Source organism: Sphingomonas jaspsi DSM 18422 (genome assembly GCF_000585415.1).
Taxonomy (GTDB): Bacteria; Pseudomonadota; Alphaproteobacteria; order Sphingomonadales; family Sphingomonadaceae; genus Sphingomicrobium; species Sphingomicrobium jaspsi.
Map to the genome: position 1 here is coordinate 786,613 of NZ_KK073876.1, position 16,763 is coordinate 803,375.

Below are 16,763 nucleotides of genomic sequence, written 5' to 3' on the forward strand. Positions count from 1 at the left end.
CGGACTGCCAATCATGAAGCTTCTCAAACTCATTCCCGACGACACCAACATCGACTTCATGCGGTGGCGCAACGTCGCGCTGATCATCTCGATCATCATCACCAGCCTGTCGATCGGCTACACTGCCTACAAGGGCCTGAACCTTGGCATCGACTTCGTCGGCGGCCAGGTAGTGCGCGTGTCCTTCCCGCAGAAGGTCGAGATCGAGGATCTTCGCGGCAAGGTCGATACGCTGAAGGTCGGCGATGCGTCGATCCAGGACCTCGGCGACGGCAAGACCTACCAGATTCGCCTGCCGCGCCCGCCCGGCGCCGATACCCAGTCGAATGCGGTCGTGTCCAAGGTTCGCGAATTCCTGCCCAAGGCCTATCCCGGCGCCACCGTCGGCGCGGGCGAATCGGTGTCGGGCAAGGTTAGCCAGGAACTGGCGCGCGACGGTGCGCTGGCGCTGATCCTGTCGATGGTCGGCATCGCCATCTACATCTGGTTCCGCTTCGAATGGCAATTCGGGGTGGGAGCGCTGGTGACGCTGTTCCACGACGTGGCCATGGTGCTTGGCTTCTTCGCCTTCACCCGCCTGCCGGTCGACCTCAACGTCGTCGCGGCGTTGCTGACCATCGTCGGCTATTCGCTCAACGACACGGTCGTCATCTACGACCGGATCCGCGAAAATCTGCGCAAATATCGCAAGATGCAGATCATCCCGCTGATCAACTTCTCTCTGAACGAGACGCTTAGCCGGACGATCGTGACGTCGTTGTCGATCCTCATCGCGCTCGCCGCGCTGATCATCCTCGGCCCCGAAGTCATCTTCGGGCTGACCGTCGCGGTGTTCCTCGGCATCTTCATCGGCACCTATTCGTCGATCTACATTTCCTCGCCGATCCTGGTGTGGCTGGGGGTCACGCCCGACAGCTTCCTGCGGTCCGAGGACGAGATCGCCAAGGCTGCCGCCGAGGGCGCCTGAGGCCTTTGTCGAGGCGGGCCGTCGCTCTGGCGATTGCCCGCTTCCCCTCGCTCCATTGGCACGCTAGGACTGCGCACATGGTGAACAAGACCCGTATCGCGGCGCTGTTGCTGCTTCCCGCCGTCATCCTGCCGGTCTCCGGCTGTGCCAAGAACAAGGTGAAGGGCGATACGGCCTACGTCGCCCGCGACGTCAACACGCTCTACAGCCTTGCCAAGCAACGCGCCGACCGCGGCCAGTATGAGGTTGCCGCCGCGCTGTTCGACGAAGTCGAGCGCCAGCATCCCTATTCGGTCTGGGCCCGCCGTGCGCAGCTGATGAGCGCCTTCAGCTATTACATGGCGCAGAAATATCCCGATGCGGTCAGCAGCGCCCAGCGCTTCCTGACGATCCACCCGGGCAACAAGGATGCGGCCTACGCCAACTACCTGATCGCCATGTCCTATTATCAGCAGATCGAGGACGTGACCCGCGACCAGAAGATCACCCAGCAGGCCAGCGACAGCTTCAACGAACTGATCCGCCGCTACCCGCAAAGCCGCTACGCCAACGATGCGCGGCTGAAACTCGACCTTATCAACGATCACCTCGCCGGCAAGGAGATGGAGATCGGTCGCTTCTATCAGCGCTCGGGCAACTGGCTGGCGGCGGCGACCCGCTTCCGCGCGGTGGTCGACAAGTACCAGACCACCACGCACACGCCCGAAGCGCTGGAACGCCTCGTCGAGACCTATCTGAACCTCGGCCTTCGCGAAGAAGCGCAGCGCGCCGCGGCGGTGCTGGGCGCCAACTATCCGGGCAGCAAGTGGTACCAGCGCAGCTACGATCTGATGCAGCGCTATCCGGTATCGCAGCCGCAGAGCTGAGCTGAGAAAGCCGGCGGCGTGCTGAGGCAGCTGTCGATCCGCGATGTCGTCCTGATCGACCGGCTCGACCTTGAATTCGAGCCGGGCCTCGGCGTGCTGACCGGCGAGACCGGCGCGGGCAAATCCATCCTCCTCGACAGTCTGGGCCTTGCGCTCGGCCTGCGCGCCGATAGCGGGCTGGTGCGCAGCGGCGAGGCGCAGGCGGCGGTCAGCGCCGAATTCAACCTGCCCGCCGGCCACCAAGCCTATGCCGCGCTCGATAAGCAAGGGATAGAAATGGAGCAGGGCGAACCGCTGATCCTGCGCCGCACGTTGAAGGCCGATGGCGGCAGCCGCGCCTTTGCCGGCGGAGCCAGCGTCAACGCGGCACTGCTGCGCGATCTCGCGCAGGGCCTCGTCGAAATCCACGGCCAGCACGACGATCGCGGCCTGCTCAATCCCAAGGGCCATCGGGCGCTGCTCGACGCCTTCGGGCGGATCGACGGGACGTCGGTGGCGTCGGCGTGGAGCGAGGTGGCGCGGCTCGACGGCGAACTCAGCGACGCGCGCGCGGCGGCGGAGGCGGCGGAGCGGGACCGCGAATGGCTGCAGTTCGCGGCGGCAGAGATTGCCGCCCTGGCACCGTGTCCGGGCGAGGAAACCGACCTTGCCGAACAGCGGGCGGCGATGCAGGCGGGCGAAAAGGCGGGCGAAGCGCTGACCGGCCTCGACGAATTGCTCGGCGGATCGGACGGCGCATTGGCCCAGCTGCGCGCGGCGGCGCGGCGGATCGAGCGCGGTGCCGCCGATCATCCGTTGCTGGCCGAAGCGCTCGCCAGTCTCGACCGGGCGGTAATCGAGACCGCCGAGGCGGAAGACCGCATCAATCGCGCGGCCGATGCGCTGGCGTTCGACCCGGCGAAACTCGAGGCGGTCGAGGCGCGGTTGTTCGACATCCGCGGCATGGCGCGCAAGCACCGTGTCGAGCCGGATGCGCTGGCGACGCTGGGCGAAGAGCTGGCGGGTCGGCTGTTATTGATCGAAGCGGGTGGGGAGCGGATCGCGGCGCTGGAGGCGGAACTCGCTGGCGCGCGGCAGCGCTATGACGATGCGGCGCAGGCGCTTCGGGCGCAGCGCAAGGCGGCGGCGGCACGGCTCGACGCGGCGGTGGCGGGCGAACTGGCGCCGCTGAAGCTGGACGCCGCCAAGTTTCGAACGGCCTTGTCCGATGCCGAGGCAGGTCCTGCCGGGGTCGACCGCGTCGAATTCGAAGTCTCGACCAATCCCGGCGCGCCGTTCGGCCCGCTGACCCGGATCGCGTCGGGTGGCGAACTGTCGCGCTTCATCCTGGCGCTGAAGGTCGCGCTGGCCGAGGCAGGCGACACGGCGACCATGATCTTCGACGAAATCGACCGCGGCGTCGGCGGCGCGGTGGCGAGCGCGATCGGCGAACGGCTGGCGCGGCTGGCCGACAAGTCGCAGCTGCTGGTCGTCACGCACAGCCCGCAGGTCGCGGCCCGCGCGGCGCACCACTACCGGATCGAAAAGGCGCATGGCGAGGGCGGTACCCGCACTACCGTGCGCAAGCTCACCCCCGACGAGCGGCGCGAGGAAATCGCCCGAATGCTGTCGGGCGCAGACATCACCGACGAAGCCCGCGCACAGGCCGCGCGGTTGCTGGAGGCCGCATGACCCAGACCGACATCATCCAGCCCTACGGCGACCAGACGCTGACCCATGTGCTGGTCAGCGACGGCAGTGGAGAGCCCCGCCCGGGCGTCCTGATGTTCCCGACGGTGATGGGGGTATCGCCGCTTGAAATCGGCTTTGCGGAAAAGCTGGTCGCGCTCGGCTATTCGGTGCTGGTCGCCGATCTGTTCGGTCGACGTTTCCAGCCCGGCGCGGATCGCGAAGCCGCTTTCGCGGCGATGGGCGCGCTGCGCGCGGACCGGGCTGCCCTGCGCGATCGACTGCTGGCGGTACTGGACACGGCGCGCGCGCAGGACGCCATCGATGCGAACCGGATCGCGGCCACGGGCTATTGCTTCGGTGGCCAATGTGCGCTCGACCTCGCCCGTTCAGGCGTTGGTATCGCGGGGGTCGCCAGCTTCCATGGCTTGTTCGACCCGCCGGGCCTGCCGGCCAATCCGATCAATGCCAAGGTGGTCGCCTATCATGGCTGGGACGACCCGATGGTGCCGCCTGACGCGGTCGTTGCGCTGGGCAAGGAGCTGACCGAGGCGGGCGCGGACTGGCAAATCCACGCTTACGGCCATGTCGGCCACGGCTTCACCAATCCCTATGCCGCTTCGATGGGCATTGCCGGGGTTGCGTTCAACGAAGCCGCCAACCGCCGCAGCTGGGCCGCGCTCGAGGATTATCTGGCCGAGCTGTTCGGATGAGCGGCGACGGCTTGTTTGACATAAGCGAGGCGGAAGCCGCCAACCGCCTAATGCGGCTGGCCAAGGAGATCGCGCGCCACGACCGGCTCTATCACGACCGGGACGAGCCGGAGATTTCGGACGCGGATTATGACGCGCTGGTGCGCGAGAATCGCGAGCTTGAAGCGCGCTTCCCGCATCTGGTGCGCAAGGATTCGCCGTCGGCGCGCCTGGGGGCAGCCCCGACGTCAAGCCTGGCAAAGGTCACCCATGCGCGGCCGATGCTCAGCCTCGACAATGCGTTCAGCGACGCGGAGGTTGAGGAATTTGTGGCCCGCGCGCGGCGGTTCCTGTCGCTGCCCGCCGATGCGCCTGTCGTCCTTACGGCCGAGCCCAAGATCGACGGGCTGAGCTGTTCCTTGCGCTACGAAAACGGCGCGCTGGTGCAAGCGGCGACGCGCGGCGACGGGGCGGTGGGGGAGGACGTTACCGCCAACGTCCGGACGATTGCGGACATTCCCCAGCGGATCGACGGTGCGCCCGCGCTGCTTGAGGTTCGCGGCGAGGTCTATATGGCCAAGGCCGACTTCGCGGCCTTGAACGCGCGGCAGGAGGCAAGTGGCGGCAAGATTTTCGCCAATCCCCGCAACGCCGCTGCCGGATCGCTCCGCCAGAAGGACGCAAGCGTCACTGCCGCCCGTCCGTTGCGCTTCCTCGCGCATGGGTGGGGCGAGGTCAGCGAACCGCTGGCCGACACGCAATATGATGCGATGAAGCGGATCGAAGGGTTCGGGATTCCGGTCAGCGACCTGCTGGTGCGGGTCGACAATCTTGCCCATACGCTCGCGCACTATTCGAAGATCGAACATGCCCGTGCCGACCTGCCGTTCGACATCGATGGGGTGGTCTATAAGGTCGACCGTCTGGATTTGCAGGAACGGCTCGGCTTTGTCGCCCGCGCGCCGCGTTGGGGCCTTGCCCATAAATTCCCGGCGGAAAAGGCCGAGACGACGCTGGAGGCGATCGACATCCAGGTCGGGCGGACGGGCAAGCTGACCCCGGTCGGGCGGTTGAAGCCGGTCGGCGTCGGCGGGGTGATCGTCAGCAACGTCACGCTGCACAACCGCGACGAGATCGCGCGGCTGGGGCTGCGCATCGGCGACAGGGTGCGCATCCAGCGCGCGGGCGACGTCATTCCGCAGGTGGTCGAAAACCGGACCCGCGACGCCCCGCGCGATCCCTATGTCTTTCCCGACCACTGCCCCGAATGCGGCAGCGAGGCGGTGGCCGAAGAGGGCGAGGTCGACGTCCGCTGCACGGGGGGCCTGATCTGCCCGGCCCAGCGGCTGGAGCGGTTGAAGCATTTCGTGTCGCGCGGGGCGATGGACATCGACGGGCTGGGCGAAAAGAGCCTGGTGGAATTCATCAGCCTCGACTGGCTGAAGGCGCCGTCAGACATTTTCCGTCTGAAGGCCCACCGCGACCAGCTGATCGGCCGTGAAGGCTGGCAGGCGGTCAGCGTCGACAAGCTGCTGGCGGCGATCGACGCCCGCATCGGCTTCGACCCGGCGCGCTTCCTGTTCGGCCTCGGCATCCGCCACGTCGGCGCGGTGACCGCCAAGGATTTGATGAAGGCATTCGGGACCGTCGAGGAACTGGAGCGTGTCGCACGCAGCGACAGCGCCATTGCTGATCTGTCGAACGTCGAAGGGGTCGGCGGGGTCGTCGCGCAAGCGGTGGTCGATTTCTTCCACGAACCGCACAATCGCGAGGAAGTGGCGCAGCTGCTGGCGCTGGCGAAGCCTGCCGCCTACGTTTCGACGGCGCGCGAGACCGAGTGGAGCGGCAAGACCATCGTCTTTACCGGCACCCTTGAAACCATGAGCCGCGACGAAGCTAAGGCACAGGCCGAACGGCTGGGGGCGCGGGCGGCTGGGAGCGTAAGCGCCAAGACCGATCTCGTGGTCGCGGGGCCGGGCGCCGGATCTAAGCTCAAGAAGGCCGAAGAGCTCGGCATCCGTGTCATGAGCGAGGGCGAGTGGCTTGCTGAAGTGGCCAATTCGTAGGGCGGAAGGGCAGCCCAATCACGTTTGCTGCAGATAGTTCGATAGACCGCTGCTGAGCAGCCTACTCCGCGGGCTAGGTCGCTCAGCCGAGTCGCGAACTACAGCGTGTCCGGCGGGACACGTTTGTGACACCGTCATGACAATCGGCGAAATTTTTCATCAGAATGTCATGGATTAGGCGTGACAGTTTGCTGCCTCAGCGAAAAATAATCTCAATATTCCATAACCTTATACCAAATGGACAGGCCGGTTCAGCCGATTCGCATTTTCCGCATCAGACTTATTTGACGTCTTCATGACATTGGACTTACAGTTTGGAGAAGGAAGCGAATTTTTTTGAAGGGGATTTGCCATGCGTACATTGATGCTTGCTGCCGTCGCCGGTGTCGCAATGACCTTCTCTGTGGCGGCCCAGGCGGAAATGTCGCCCGGCGTCAACGACCTGCTGATCCAAGGCAAGCGCGAGCTAGCCGACAACCAGCGCCTCGTTCATTACGGCGATCTCAACCTTCGCGGCGAGGCTGGCCAACTGGCGCTGCGCAATCGGGTAAACAGTGCGATTGCCGATCTTTGCGATGCGTCGCGCTTCTCGGTTGCGGATCCGACCGGGTCGCTGAAGTGCAGCAATGAGGCCTGGGCCGACGTTAAGCCGCGGCTGGCGTCGCTCAACGTTCGCTAAGCTTCGCGCCTGAATAGGCGTCGACAAAAGGGCGGCGGTGATCCGGTCACCGCCGCCCTTTCGCGTTTCTTGAGCCCAGGACGACCGACCTATGCGGCCGTCAGCACCAGGACGCACCATTCGCCATCGCCGCGTTCGACGACCGAGCAGCCCTGCGCCTCATAAGCCGCGACCACGGCGTCGGCCTGTGTGTCGAGCAGCCCTGCCAGCACGATCGACGCGCCCGGCGCGCAGGCGGGCACGAAGCTCGGCGCCAGTTCGATCAGCGGGCCGGCGAGGATGTTGGCGATCAGGAGATCGAACGGCGCGCGGGCGGCGAGCAGCGGATGTTCCATCCCGTCCGAGACCGCGAGCAAGACCTCGCCCGCGCCATGGCCGACCTTTACCCCGTTGATCAGCGCATTGTCGCGCGTCACGTCGATCGAGATGGGGTCGATGTCAGTGGCGATCGCCTTGGCTTCCGGCCACAGCGCCATCGCCGCAAAGGCAAGCAGGCCGGTGCCGGTACCGATGTCGGCGATATTGTCGAAGCGCTTTCCTGCCTGCTCCAGCCGGTCGAGTGCTGCGAGGCAGCCGGCAGTCGTATCATGCTGGCCGGTGCCAAAGGCGAGGCCCGCGTCGATTTCGAAATTGATCGTGTCGGCGGGACGATCGGCAAAATGCATCGGCGTGTGGACGAAAAAGCGACCGGCGCGGATCGGCTCCAGCCCCTGCTGGCTCTTCACCACCCAGTCGGTGGTATCCTCCAGATGCTCGACCTCGGGTTCGCTGCCGGCGGCGAGGCGGCGGAGCAGGATCAACTCCTGCGTCGTCGGCTGCTCGGCGAAATAGGCGTGGATGCGCCAGTCGTCGGGCGCGTGCGGGTCGGGTTCGTCGGCGACGATTACCGGCGGCTCGTCGGCGTAGGGGAAAAGCTCGTCGCTTTCCGGCAGGGCTTCGGCCTCGGCGCGGGTGCAGTGGAGGGTAACCCGCCAGCTCATTGCTGGTCCTCCGCCTTTTCGGCCGCTGCCTGCGGATCGGCTTCCTTCTTGAGCCGCTCGTCGAGCGCTTTGCCCTTGGCTTCAGCATAGGCCTTGCACGCATCGGGGTCGCGCAACGGTCGCAGCCCTTCGAAGCGGGCGGGCATGTCGCTCGCATCGGGATGCGGGGTGATCAGGATGTCGCAGTCGCTGGCGGCGATCTTGGCAAGACTGGCGCGAAAGGCGGCGACGAGATCGGGGTGGGTGCCATATTTATAATCGTCGCGGCTGATGGCGCTGAGGCTGTCGGCATAGACGATGGTCGGGCAGACCCCGCCGTCGCAGCTGACCCAGCGCCAGCTCATCGCGCCGAGGGTATGGCCCGGGGTCGCCATCGCCACGAGGTTGAGGTTGCCGAGGCGGATTTCTTCGCCGTCGCGAACGGTCCGGTCCACCCGCGCGGCGCGGAAGGGGGGCATCAACCCGGCCTGCGGGTCGTCGGCGGTCGGCGCACCGGTCGCAAAGACGCGCGCCGCGGTAGGCGAGGCGTAAAGCTGAGCGCCCGTCGCCTGCTGCAGCACCGACATGCCACCAACATGGTCGATATGTTCATGGCTGTGGAGCAGGATCTTCACGTCGGCGGGGCGGAAGCCCAGCGCGCGGATATTGGCGATGACGGTGTCGACGCCCTTTTCCGTGCCGCTGTCGATCAGGATATGGCCCTTGTCGCCGGTGATCAGGATGGCGCTGATGCCGCAGGTGCCGACATAGTAAGTGTTGCCGTGGATGCGGACCGGCGGCCCGGGTGCGTCCCAGCCGCTGTTGCCTTTGCAGGCATCGGCCCAAGCCGGCCCCGCTTCCTCGATCGGCGCGCGCGGCCGCTCGATCTGGCGCGGCTTCTTGCCCAGCGGGATGGTGACGATCGGCGTCTGCACCAGCGCCAGCGCGATCAGGCTAGCGAACATAGCTGGCCCCATTGGCGTCGATGACGGCGCCAGTGGCGCTGGCGGGCGCGTCGATGGCGAGCCAGCGGATCACTTCGGCGATTTCGTCGGTGGTCGCCGGCCGTCCCAGCGGAATGTCGGCAAGCAGGCCGGGGCCGCCGCGGCTGGCGAGATATTCCTCGACCATTTCGCTGGCGGTGAAGCCCGGGCAGACGGCGAAGGCGTAGATGCCCTCGGCGGCATAGCCGCGCGCGATGGTCTTTGTCATGGCGATCATGCCCGCCTTAGAGGCGGCATAGTGCCAGTGCATCGGGCTGTCGCCGCGATAGCCGGCGCGGCTGGCGACATTGACGATGCGGCCCTTGTGATCGTGCGAACGCCAATGGGCGATGGCGTGGCGGCAAAGGTCGGCGCTGGCCTGCAAATTGACCTGCATCGTCCGGGTCCAGGCGGCGTGCCAATCCTCGTCGGACGCATTGTCGGCGACGGCCTCGAAAATGCCGGCATTGTTGACGAGGACGTCGATCCGCCCGTCAAGGCTATCGTATGCCGCTTCCCACAGGCGTCGCGGCGCATCGGGGTCGCCGAGGTCCGCCGCGACAATGCCGTCGCCGCCCTTGCTGGAATGGCCGACGACACGGTGGCCCGCTTCGGTCAGCGCCTTCAGCGTCGCGGCGCCGATGCCGCGGCTGGCGCCGGTCAAAAGGATGTTCATGCCCTACGCCTAGCCCCGTCGGGGGCCGGGCGGAAGGGTCAGGCCGCGAAGTTGGCCGCGAATTCCTCGCTGGCCTTGGAAAAGCTGTCGATCTGGGCAGTGAATTCGCCGAAATCCTGTTCGACGGCGTCGATATCCTTGGCGACATTTTCGGTGTCGTGGCGGATGGCGGCGATGGTCGAGCTCATCGAATCGGCGGCCAGCGCGGTTTCGTCGACCGCGGCGGTGATCATCGTCACCGTCTGCGCCTGCAGTTCCATCGCCTGGCGGATGCGGTCGGCCGACGTCTGCACTTCCTCGACCGTCTTGCTGATCGACGCATTGCTGTCGACCGTCTGGCGGGTGGCGCTGGTGATTGCGCCGATCTTGGCGGCGATGTCGTCGGTGGCGCGGGCGGTTTGCGACGCGAGGCTCTTCACTTCCTGCGCGACGACGGCGAAGCCGCGACCGGCATCACCGGCGCGGGCCGCTTCGATGGTAGCGTTGAGGGCGAGCAGATTGGTCTGGCCGGCGATGTCGCGGATCAGGCCGAGGATCGATTCGATCGCTTCGACATGGCTCGACAGGGCCTGGCTGACCTTGACCGCCTGGTCGGCCTGGTCGCCGGCGCGGGTCGCGACCCCGGCAGCGATCTCGACTTCGTTCCGGGCATCTTCGATCGCGCGGATGAGGCCCGCTGCGGTCTGCGCCGCTTCGCGCATCGCTACGGCCGACTGTTCCGCCGCCGCCGCCACTTCGCTGGTCTTGCCCAGCATGCTGGTCGCGGCCTCGCTGGTCGCATTCGTGCTGCCAAGGAGGTTGCGCGCCTTTGCCGCGGCGTCGGCGGTGATCTGCCTGACCCGGCGCTGGAACAGCTTGCCGTGCACGCCGCGCTCTTCGGCCGCATCACGCGATTCGCAAACCGCGACCTGCGCCAGCACGACGTCGAACGAATAAAGCGCCTTCTGCAGCACCGCCTTGATCGCCGCATCGCGAACGTCGGGCTGGTCAGCATAACGGTCGGCTACCTGGGTCACGATCTCCGAGATGCAGGCCGTGCGCGCAACATTGTAATGCGGGACGCTGACCCCGGCGCTGAACAGGTCCATGCCGGTCTGCGCGACGCGGCGGATCCAGTCGGCGTCGATCGGCTTGCCATAGTCGGCTCGCGCGCGCTCGACCCCCTGCTCGCCGAGATATTTGCGCACGGTGGTTTCGACGATGTCTTGCAGTGCAGCCCAGGCCGCTCCGCCGTCATCGATGTTGCTGCTAGCATAGGCGTCGAGGCGATTGTCGACTTGAGCCTGAGAGATCGGCTCGAGCGCTTTGGTCTTGGCCATATTGGATCCTTAGGCGGCGAATTTGGAGGTGAATTCGCGGGTGGTCGCCTGGAACTGGTCGATCTGTCCGGCGAAGCGGCCGAAGCCCTGTTCGACGCCGTCGATATCCTTGGCGACATTTTCGGTGTCGTGGCGGATGGCGGCGATGGTCGAGCTCATCGAATCGGCGGCCAGCGCGGTCTCGTCGACGGCGGCGGTGATCATCGTTACCGTCTGCGCCTGCAATTCCATCGCCTGGCGGATGCGGTCGGCCGACGTCTGCACTTCCTCGACCGTCTTGCTGATCGACGCATTGCTGTCGACCGTCTGGCGGGTCGCGCTGGTGATCGCGCCGATCTTGGCGGCGATGTCGTCGGTGGCACGAGCGGTCTGGCTGGCGAGGCTCTTCACTTCCTGCGCGACGACCGCGAACCCGCGACCGGCGTCACCGGCGCGGGCCGCTTCGATGGTGGCGTTGAGTGCGAGCAGATTGGTCTGGCCGGCGATGTCGCGGATGAGGCCGAGGATCGATTCGATCGCTTCGACATGGCTCGACAGGGCCTGGCTGACCTTGACCGCCTGGTCGGCCTGGTCGCCGGCGCGGGTTGCGACCCCGGCAGCGATCTCGACTTCGTTCCGGGCGTCTTCGATCGCGCGGATGAGGCCCGCGGCAGTCTGCGCCGCTTCGCGCATCGCCACCGCCGACTGTTCCGCTGCCGCCGCCACTTCGCTGGTCTTGCCCAGCATGCCGCGGGCCGAGGCCGCCGTGGTCGATGCCTGGGCACGAAGTTGCTCGCTCTCGCTCGAGCAGCTTCGCACGACGGTCATCACCTTGCTGTTGAATTCGCTCGCCTGCTTGGCCTGCGCTGCCTCGCTTTCGCGGCGGGTATATTCGATCGCATAATGGATGAAGCAGTCGATCTCGAGGCTCTGGATTTCCGACAGGGTGCGGGCGAAGCGAACTTGCGTCGCCTCATCCGGGCTCGACTTGCGGATGGCGACGAAGGCGGCTTCGGTTTCAGCACTGATCCCAGCCAGCAGCGTCGAGAGGGTCATGCCGTTCTGCAGCGCGCGTTCGACATAGTCGCGGCTCTTTTCCGTCCAGGCGCTGCCGGTGATGTTGCTGAACTTTTCCTCGATCTGCGGACGGATCTTGGCCGCGAGATGGTCGATCTTCGCTTCGTCGAACTGCTCTTGGACCTCGGGCGACTTGGCGTAGCGGCGCCAGAATTCGCGCGCCATGTCGAGCGAATCGCCGGCAATCGCGGCCCACAGCTCGCGCGATCGCTGGGGCAGGTCGCCTGTCACGTCGTAAAGAGCGATACCGCGCGCCACGTCATATTTGCCGTTGCCGCCGCCAAGAACCACAGTCGCCATAACCTCATTCACCCCGTTGGATCGGTGTTGCTTCGGTTTCGCTATGCCCAGAATTGGTTAAGGGGCGGTTAGCTTTGGCCGCGCGCTTGCAAGCCGCGCGTGAGCCGCCTAGTTGGGCAGCGCATCTTTTCCAGGGACGAAACCGACCCATGAATTCACCTTCCAGCCGGCCGCTGTCGCCGCACCTCACCATCTGGAAATGGGGCCCGCATATGCTGGTCTCGATCCTCCACCGCATCACCGGCGGCGCGCTGACCGTCGCGGGGCTGGGGATCCTGACCTGGTGGCTGGCGGCGCTGGCTGCAGGTGAAGAGAAATATTCAACCTTCGTCACGGCGGCGCAGCACCCAGTCGGACTGATCGTGCTGGCCGTTCTGACCTGGGCCTTCTACCAGCACCTCTTCTCCGGTCTTCGCCACCTCGTGCTCGACATGGGCGCGGGCTATGACCTGAAGGTCAACCGCTTCTGGTCGGTGATGACCATCGCCGGTTCGCTGTTCGCGACCGCGCTGACCTGGGCCTATCTGACGGGAGTGATCGCATGAGCCAGGGCAAGAGCGCGACCCCGCTGGGCAAGGTCAAGGGCTTGGGTTCGGCCGGCCATGGCGGCGGGCATTGGCTGGAAGAACGCTATACCAGCGTTGCCCTGGTCCTATTGTCGATGTGGCTCATCTTCTCGCTGGTGATGCTGCCCAACTTTGAAGTCGGCACGCTGACGGAATGGCTGAAAAGCCCGTGGGGCGCGCTGCCGATGGCGCTGTTCGTCATCACTGCCTTCCGCCACGGCATCGACGGGCTGAAGGTCGTCGTCGACGACTATGTCCATGACGAAGGCAACCGCGTCGCCTTCCATTTCGTCCTTACCATGCTGGGCGTCGCCGGCGCGTCGATCGCGCTGTTCGCCCTCGCCAAGATCGCTTTCGGAGCCGCCTGATCATGACCGCCTACAAGATCATCGACCATGTCTATGACGTCGTCGTCGTCGGGGCCGGCGGGTCGGGCCTGCGCGCCACCATGGGCGCCGCCGAAAAGGGGCTGAAGACCGCCTGCGTGACCAAGGTCTTCCCGACCCGCAGCCACACCGTCGCGGCACAGGGCGGTATCGCCGCCAGTCTCGGCAACATGGGCCCGGACCATTGGACCTGGCACATGTACGACACCGTCAAGGGCAGCGACTGGCTCGGCGACCAGGACGCGATCGAATATCTGTGTCGCGAAGCCCCGGCGGCGGTCTACGAACTCGAGCATGCGGGCATGCCGTTCAGCCGCACTGACGAGGGCAAGATCTACCAGCGCGCCTTCGGCGGCATGACCCAGAACATGGGCGAAGGCCCGGCCGCGCAGCGCACCTGCGCCGCCGCAGACCGCACCGGCCACGCCATGCTCCACACGCTCTATCAGCAGAGCCTGAAGTATGACGCCGACTTCTTCATCGAATATTTCGCGCTCGACCTGATCATGGAAGACGGCGTGTGCCGCGGCCTCGTCGCGCTGTGCCTCGACGACGGCAGCATCCACCGCTTCCGTGCGCAGGCCGTTGTGCTCGCAACCGGCGGTTACGGCCGCTGCTATTTTTCGGCAACCAGCGCCCACACCTGCACCGGCGACGGCGGCGGGATGGTGCTGCGCGCGGGCCTGCCGCTGCAGGACATGGAATTCGTCCAGTTCCACCCGACCGGAATTTACGGTGCGGGCGTGCTGATCACCGAAGGCGCACGCGGCGAGGGCGGATACCTCACCAACTCGGCCGGCGAGCGTTTCATGGAACGCTATGCGCCGAGCGCGAAGGACCTTGCCAGCCGCGACGTCGTGTCGCGCTCGATGGCGATGGAAATCCGCGAAGGGCGCGGCGTGGGCGAGCACAAGGACCATATCTTCCTGCACCTCGACCACATCCCGGCCGACATCCTGGCCGAACGCCTGCCGGGCATCACCGAGACCGCAAAAATCTTCGCCGGCGTCGACCTGACCCGCCAGCCGATCCCGGTCGTGCCGACCGTCCACTACAACATGGGCGGCATCCCGACCAACTATCATGGCGAAGTCGTGACGTTGAAGGACGGCAACCCGGATACGGTGGTCCAAGGCCTGTTCGCGGTCGGCGAAGCGGCCTGCGTCAGCGTCCACGGCGCCAATCGCCTCGGCTCGAACAGCCTCATCGACCTGGTCGTGTTCGGCCGCGCGGCGGGCCTTCGCCTTGCCGAAGTGATCAAGCCGGGCGCGGCCCAGCCGCTGCTCAAGGACGGCGCGACCGACCTTGCGCTTGCCCGCCTCGACAAGTTCCGCCACGCCGAAGGCACGCTGTCGACCGCGGACATCCGCAACGATATGCAGCGCACGATGCAGGCCGACTGCGCGGTGTTCCGCACCGAACGCACGCTGGCTGAAGGCGTGACCAAGATCGACGCCATCTACAAGAAGATGGCCGACGTGAAGGTCGCGGACCGCAGCCTGATCTGGAACAGCGACCTCATCGAAACCCTCGAGCTCGACAATATGCTCGGCCAGGCGGTGGTGACGATGCATTCGGCCGCCAACCGCAAGGAAAGCCGCGGCGCGCACATGCACGAGGATTTCCCGGAGCGCGACGATGCCAACTGGATGAAGCACACCGCCGTGTGGTTCGAAGGCTGGGGCGGCAATGGCGGCGGGGTCAAGATCGACTACCGCCCGGTCCACACCTACACGCTGACCGACGAGGTCCAGTACATCAAGCCCAAGGCGCGCGTCTATTAAGAGGCGGTCGGCGGCGCTTCCTCCTCAAGCCGCCGCATCAGTTTCTTGGGCTTGGTCGTGATCGCTGCCAGGCTGAAGCGGTCGAGATAGGCGAGGAAGGCGGCGATTGCGCCGCCGAGCGCGGGCTTCAGTCCGCAGGCGCCGTCGATCGCGCAGCCGCCACCGCCCGGCATACAGCTGATGAAGCCGTCCAGGCTTTCGAAGCGGCGGACGACGTCGCCGACGTTGATGTCCCTGGCGTCACGTGCAAGTCGCATCCCGCCACCGCGACCGCGAAAGGTCACGACATAGCCCTCGGCCTGGAGGCCTTGCGCGACCTTGGCGAGGTGATTGCGCGAAATCCCGTAATGGCGGGCGATCCATTCGACCGAAAGTTGCTCGTCGCTCGCCGCCAGCGCCATCAGGACGCGCAGGGCATAATCAGTGTGAAGGCTCAGTTGCATTTAATAGGTATATGAAATATTGATTTATCGATCAAGCGACGATAATAGGCATATCACATACCAATTAATCGAGTCGCACCGATGAATCCTGATCACGATCCGCATCACCGCTTCGCGTTGGAGGCCCGCGCCGCAAAGCGCGCCGCTGCCCATGCCGCCGGCGTCGACGAGGCTTATATCGCCAGCTTCGTCGAGCGCTTTTACGCGCTTGTTCGGGGCGACGAACGGCTTGGCCCGATCTTCGCTTCCAGGGTCAGCGACTGGCCGGAGCATCTCGACCGCATGAAGTCTTTCTGGCGTTCGGTACTGCACAACAGCGGGGAATATCAGGGTCGCCCGATGCCGAAGCATGTCGCGATCGATGGCCTCGACGACGCGCATTTCGAGCGCTGGCTGACTCTTTTCTACGCCACGCTTCGCGACGATGAGCCGACCGAAGCAGCGACGCAGCGCGTCGGCGCGACGGCGCGCAATATCGCCGACAGCCTGCTCACCGGCATCGCCCTCCATCGCCACGGGATCGTCGGTGGAAAGGCAGGAAGGGAACTGCCCCATGTTTGATCTTGAACAACAGGCCTGGGATCTCGGCTATCATCCCGACGAAGCGCCGCTTGCCGCTTGGTCGAGGACCGATCCCCGCCCGATCGTCCAGCCGGGATTCGAATTCCCCGTCGACGTCTGGCGGCTGATGGGGGCCTGCTACACGGTCTTCTTTTCGGCGATGGCCGGTCTTGCGGCGGGCAGCGGGACGGCGCTGTTCATGGTCGTCATTTCTGCGCTCTACACGCTGATCTATTTCGGCACCGGCTGCGTGCTCGCCCGGCTTGCCGGTCCGCAGGCACGCTCGCCGCTCGAACAGGGCGTCCCGCTTGAAACCTGGACAGGTCCGATGGAGCGCGGTGCGGTTTACGGGCAAGTGCTGATCGTGCCATTCGGCATCGCTGCGTTCGGCATGGCCGTGATGCTGATCGCTTGGGCGGCCTGATATGCGCACCTACGCGCTGCCGCCCGCTGCCGTCTGCTACAAGGTGATCGGACCGTTCGACGACCAGACCCTGCCGGGCGGCCTCACGCGCGAACATCGGCTGAAGCCGGGGGTATGGGCCGTGATCGACCTGTCGTGCGGCAACCTGCATTTCACATGGGATGATGGCGAAGGCGGCGATCAGTTACTGGTCGGCCCGCGCCGGTTCGTCATCCCTCCAGAAATTCCACACTATATCAGTGCGTTGTGCGATATTTCCTTGACGATCAGCTTCTTTCGACCAGACTGAGCGATCGATCTATCTGCGATGAATTGTGCAAAAATGTCGACGAACGGTTGACGATGAACCGTTCTATATCGTAGACGAA

Annotated in this window: 18 protein-coding genes; 12 read left to right on the plus strand and 6 right to left on the minus strand. The window is 65.5% G+C overall.

Annotated elements, in window-relative coordinates:
- Positions 1-13 precede the first annotated feature (13 nt).
- From secF to G570_RS03995, 6 genes are all read left to right on the plus strand, one after another.
- Positions 14-967 carry a protein translocase subunit SecF gene (gene secF / locus G570_RS03970; RefSeq protein ID WP_037499385.1) on the plus strand — a complete coding sequence of 318 codons (954 nt, stop codon included), beginning with the start codon at positions 14-16 and terminating at the stop codon, positions 965-967.
- Positions 968-1,044: 77 nt separating this feature from the next.
- Positions 1,045-1,833 carry an outer membrane protein assembly factor BamD gene (locus tag G570_RS03975; RefSeq protein WP_037499389.1) on the plus strand — a complete coding sequence of 263 codons (789 nt, stop codon included), beginning with the start codon at positions 1,045-1,047 and terminating at the stop codon, positions 1,831-1,833.
- 18 nt (positions 1,834-1,851) lie between these two features.
- A complete protein-coding gene (gene recN, locus G570_RS03980; protein ID WP_037499392.1) occupies positions 1,852-3,504 on the plus strand; it encodes a DNA repair protein RecN in 1,653 nt (550 codons plus the stop codon).
- Positions 3,501-4,214 carry a dienelactone hydrolase family protein gene (locus G570_RS03985; protein ID WP_037499395.1) on the plus strand — a complete coding sequence of 238 codons (714 nt, stop codon included), beginning with the start codon at positions 3,501-3,503 and terminating at the stop codon, positions 4,212-4,214. Before recN ends, G570_RS03985 begins: the two co-directional genes overlap by 4 nt.
- Positions 4,215-4,264: 50 nt before the next feature.
- Positions 4,265-6,259: an NAD-dependent DNA ligase LigA gene (gene ligA / locus G570_RS03990; RefSeq protein WP_425423546.1), complete on the plus strand. Its 1,995-nt coding sequence runs from the start codon at positions 4,265-4,267 to the stop codon at positions 6,257-6,259.
- A gap of 352 nt (positions 6,260-6,611) precedes the next feature.
- Positions 6,612-6,938, plus strand: a complete 327-nt coding sequence (locus tag G570_RS03995) for a UrcA family protein (protein ID WP_084607506.1) — start codon at positions 6,612-6,614, stop codon at positions 6,936-6,938.
- 89 nt (positions 6,939-7,027) lie between these two features.
- Here G570_RS03995 and G570_RS04000 read toward each other — a convergent pair whose 3' ends face one another.
- From G570_RS04000 to G570_RS14060, 5 genes are read right to left on the minus strand one after another with little or no spacing between them, the layout of a single operon-like run.
- The gene (locus tag G570_RS04000) at positions 7,028-7,918 is read right to left on the minus strand and encodes a 50S ribosomal protein L11 methyltransferase (protein WP_037499404.1); all 891 of its coding nucleotides are present in this window, start codon (positions 7,916-7,918) and stop codon (positions 7,028-7,030) included.
- On the minus strand, positions 7,915-8,862 hold the full coding sequence (gene bla, locus G570_RS04005) for a subclass B3 metallo-beta-lactamase (RefSeq protein ID WP_051504015.1): 948 nt from the start codon (positions 8,860-8,862) through the stop codon (positions 7,915-7,917). Before bla ends, G570_RS04000 begins: the two co-directional genes overlap by 4 nt.
- Positions 8,852-9,556 (minus strand): SDR family NAD(P)-dependent oxidoreductase, encoded by a 705-nt coding sequence (locus G570_RS04010; RefSeq protein ID WP_037499407.1) that lies wholly within the window; start codon positions 9,554-9,556, stop codon positions 8,852-8,854. Before G570_RS04010 ends, bla begins: the two co-directional genes overlap by 11 nt.
- 38 nt (positions 9,557-9,594) lie before the next feature.
- A complete protein-coding gene (locus G570_RS13345) occupies positions 9,595-10,875 on the minus strand; it encodes a methyl-accepting chemotaxis protein (RefSeq protein WP_084607510.1) in 1,281 nt (426 codons plus the stop codon).
- A gap of 9 nt (positions 10,876-10,884) precedes the next feature.
- Entirely contained in the window at positions 10,885-12,231 is a 1,347-nt protein-coding gene (locus G570_RS14060) for a methyl-accepting chemotaxis protein (protein ID WP_037499409.1), read from the minus strand.
- A gap of 149 nt (positions 12,232-12,380) precedes the next feature.
- Here G570_RS14060 and sdhC point away from each other — a divergent pair, with 149 nt between their 5' ends.
- Genes sdhC through sdhA form a run of 3 tightly spaced genes read left to right on the plus strand, consistent with a single transcriptional unit; the run spans position 12,381 to position 14,967 of the window.
- Positions 12,381-12,776 (plus strand): succinate dehydrogenase, cytochrome b556 subunit, encoded by a 396-nt coding sequence (sdhC, locus tag G570_RS04025; protein WP_037499411.1) that lies wholly within the window; start codon positions 12,381-12,383, stop codon positions 12,774-12,776.
- Positions 12,773-13,165, plus strand: coding sequence for a succinate dehydrogenase, hydrophobic membrane anchor protein (sdhD, locus tag G570_RS04030; protein WP_037499412.1), 393 nt, complete (start codon positions 12,773-12,775; stop codon positions 13,163-13,165). The genes sdhC and sdhD overlap by 4 nt, the downstream gene beginning before the upstream one ends.
- A 2-nt stretch (positions 13,166-13,167) precedes the next feature.
- Positions 13,168-14,967, plus strand: coding sequence for a succinate dehydrogenase flavoprotein subunit (sdhA, locus tag G570_RS04035; RefSeq protein WP_037499414.1), 1,800 nt, complete (start codon positions 13,168-13,170; stop codon positions 14,965-14,967).
- Here sdhA and G570_RS04040 read toward each other — a convergent pair.
- Entirely contained in the window at positions 14,964-15,410 is a 447-nt protein-coding gene (locus G570_RS04040; protein ID WP_037499416.1) for an RrF2 family transcriptional regulator, read from the minus strand. The genes sdhA and G570_RS04040 overlap by 4 nt on opposite strands.
- Positions 15,411-15,491: 81 nt before the next feature.
- Here G570_RS04040 and G570_RS04045 point away from each other — a divergent pair, with 81 nt between their 5' ends.
- The 3 genes from G570_RS04045 to G570_RS04055 are packed head-to-tail and all read left to right on the plus strand — an operon-like array spanning position 15,492 to position 16,684.
- On the plus strand, positions 15,492-15,971 hold the full coding sequence (locus tag G570_RS04045) for a group III truncated hemoglobin (RefSeq protein WP_037499417.1): 480 nt from the start codon (positions 15,492-15,494) through the stop codon (positions 15,969-15,971).
- Entirely contained in the window at positions 15,964-16,395 is a 432-nt protein-coding gene (locus tag G570_RS04050; RefSeq protein WP_037499419.1) for a hypothetical protein, read from the plus strand. Before G570_RS04045 ends, G570_RS04050 begins: the two co-directional genes overlap by 8 nt.
- A gap of 1 nt (position 16,396) precedes the next feature.
- Positions 16,397-16,684: a TehB-like domain-containing protein gene (locus G570_RS04055; protein WP_051504016.1), complete on the plus strand. Its 288-nt coding sequence runs from the start codon at positions 16,397-16,399 to the stop codon at positions 16,682-16,684.
- Positions 16,685-16,763 lie beyond the last annotated feature (79 nt).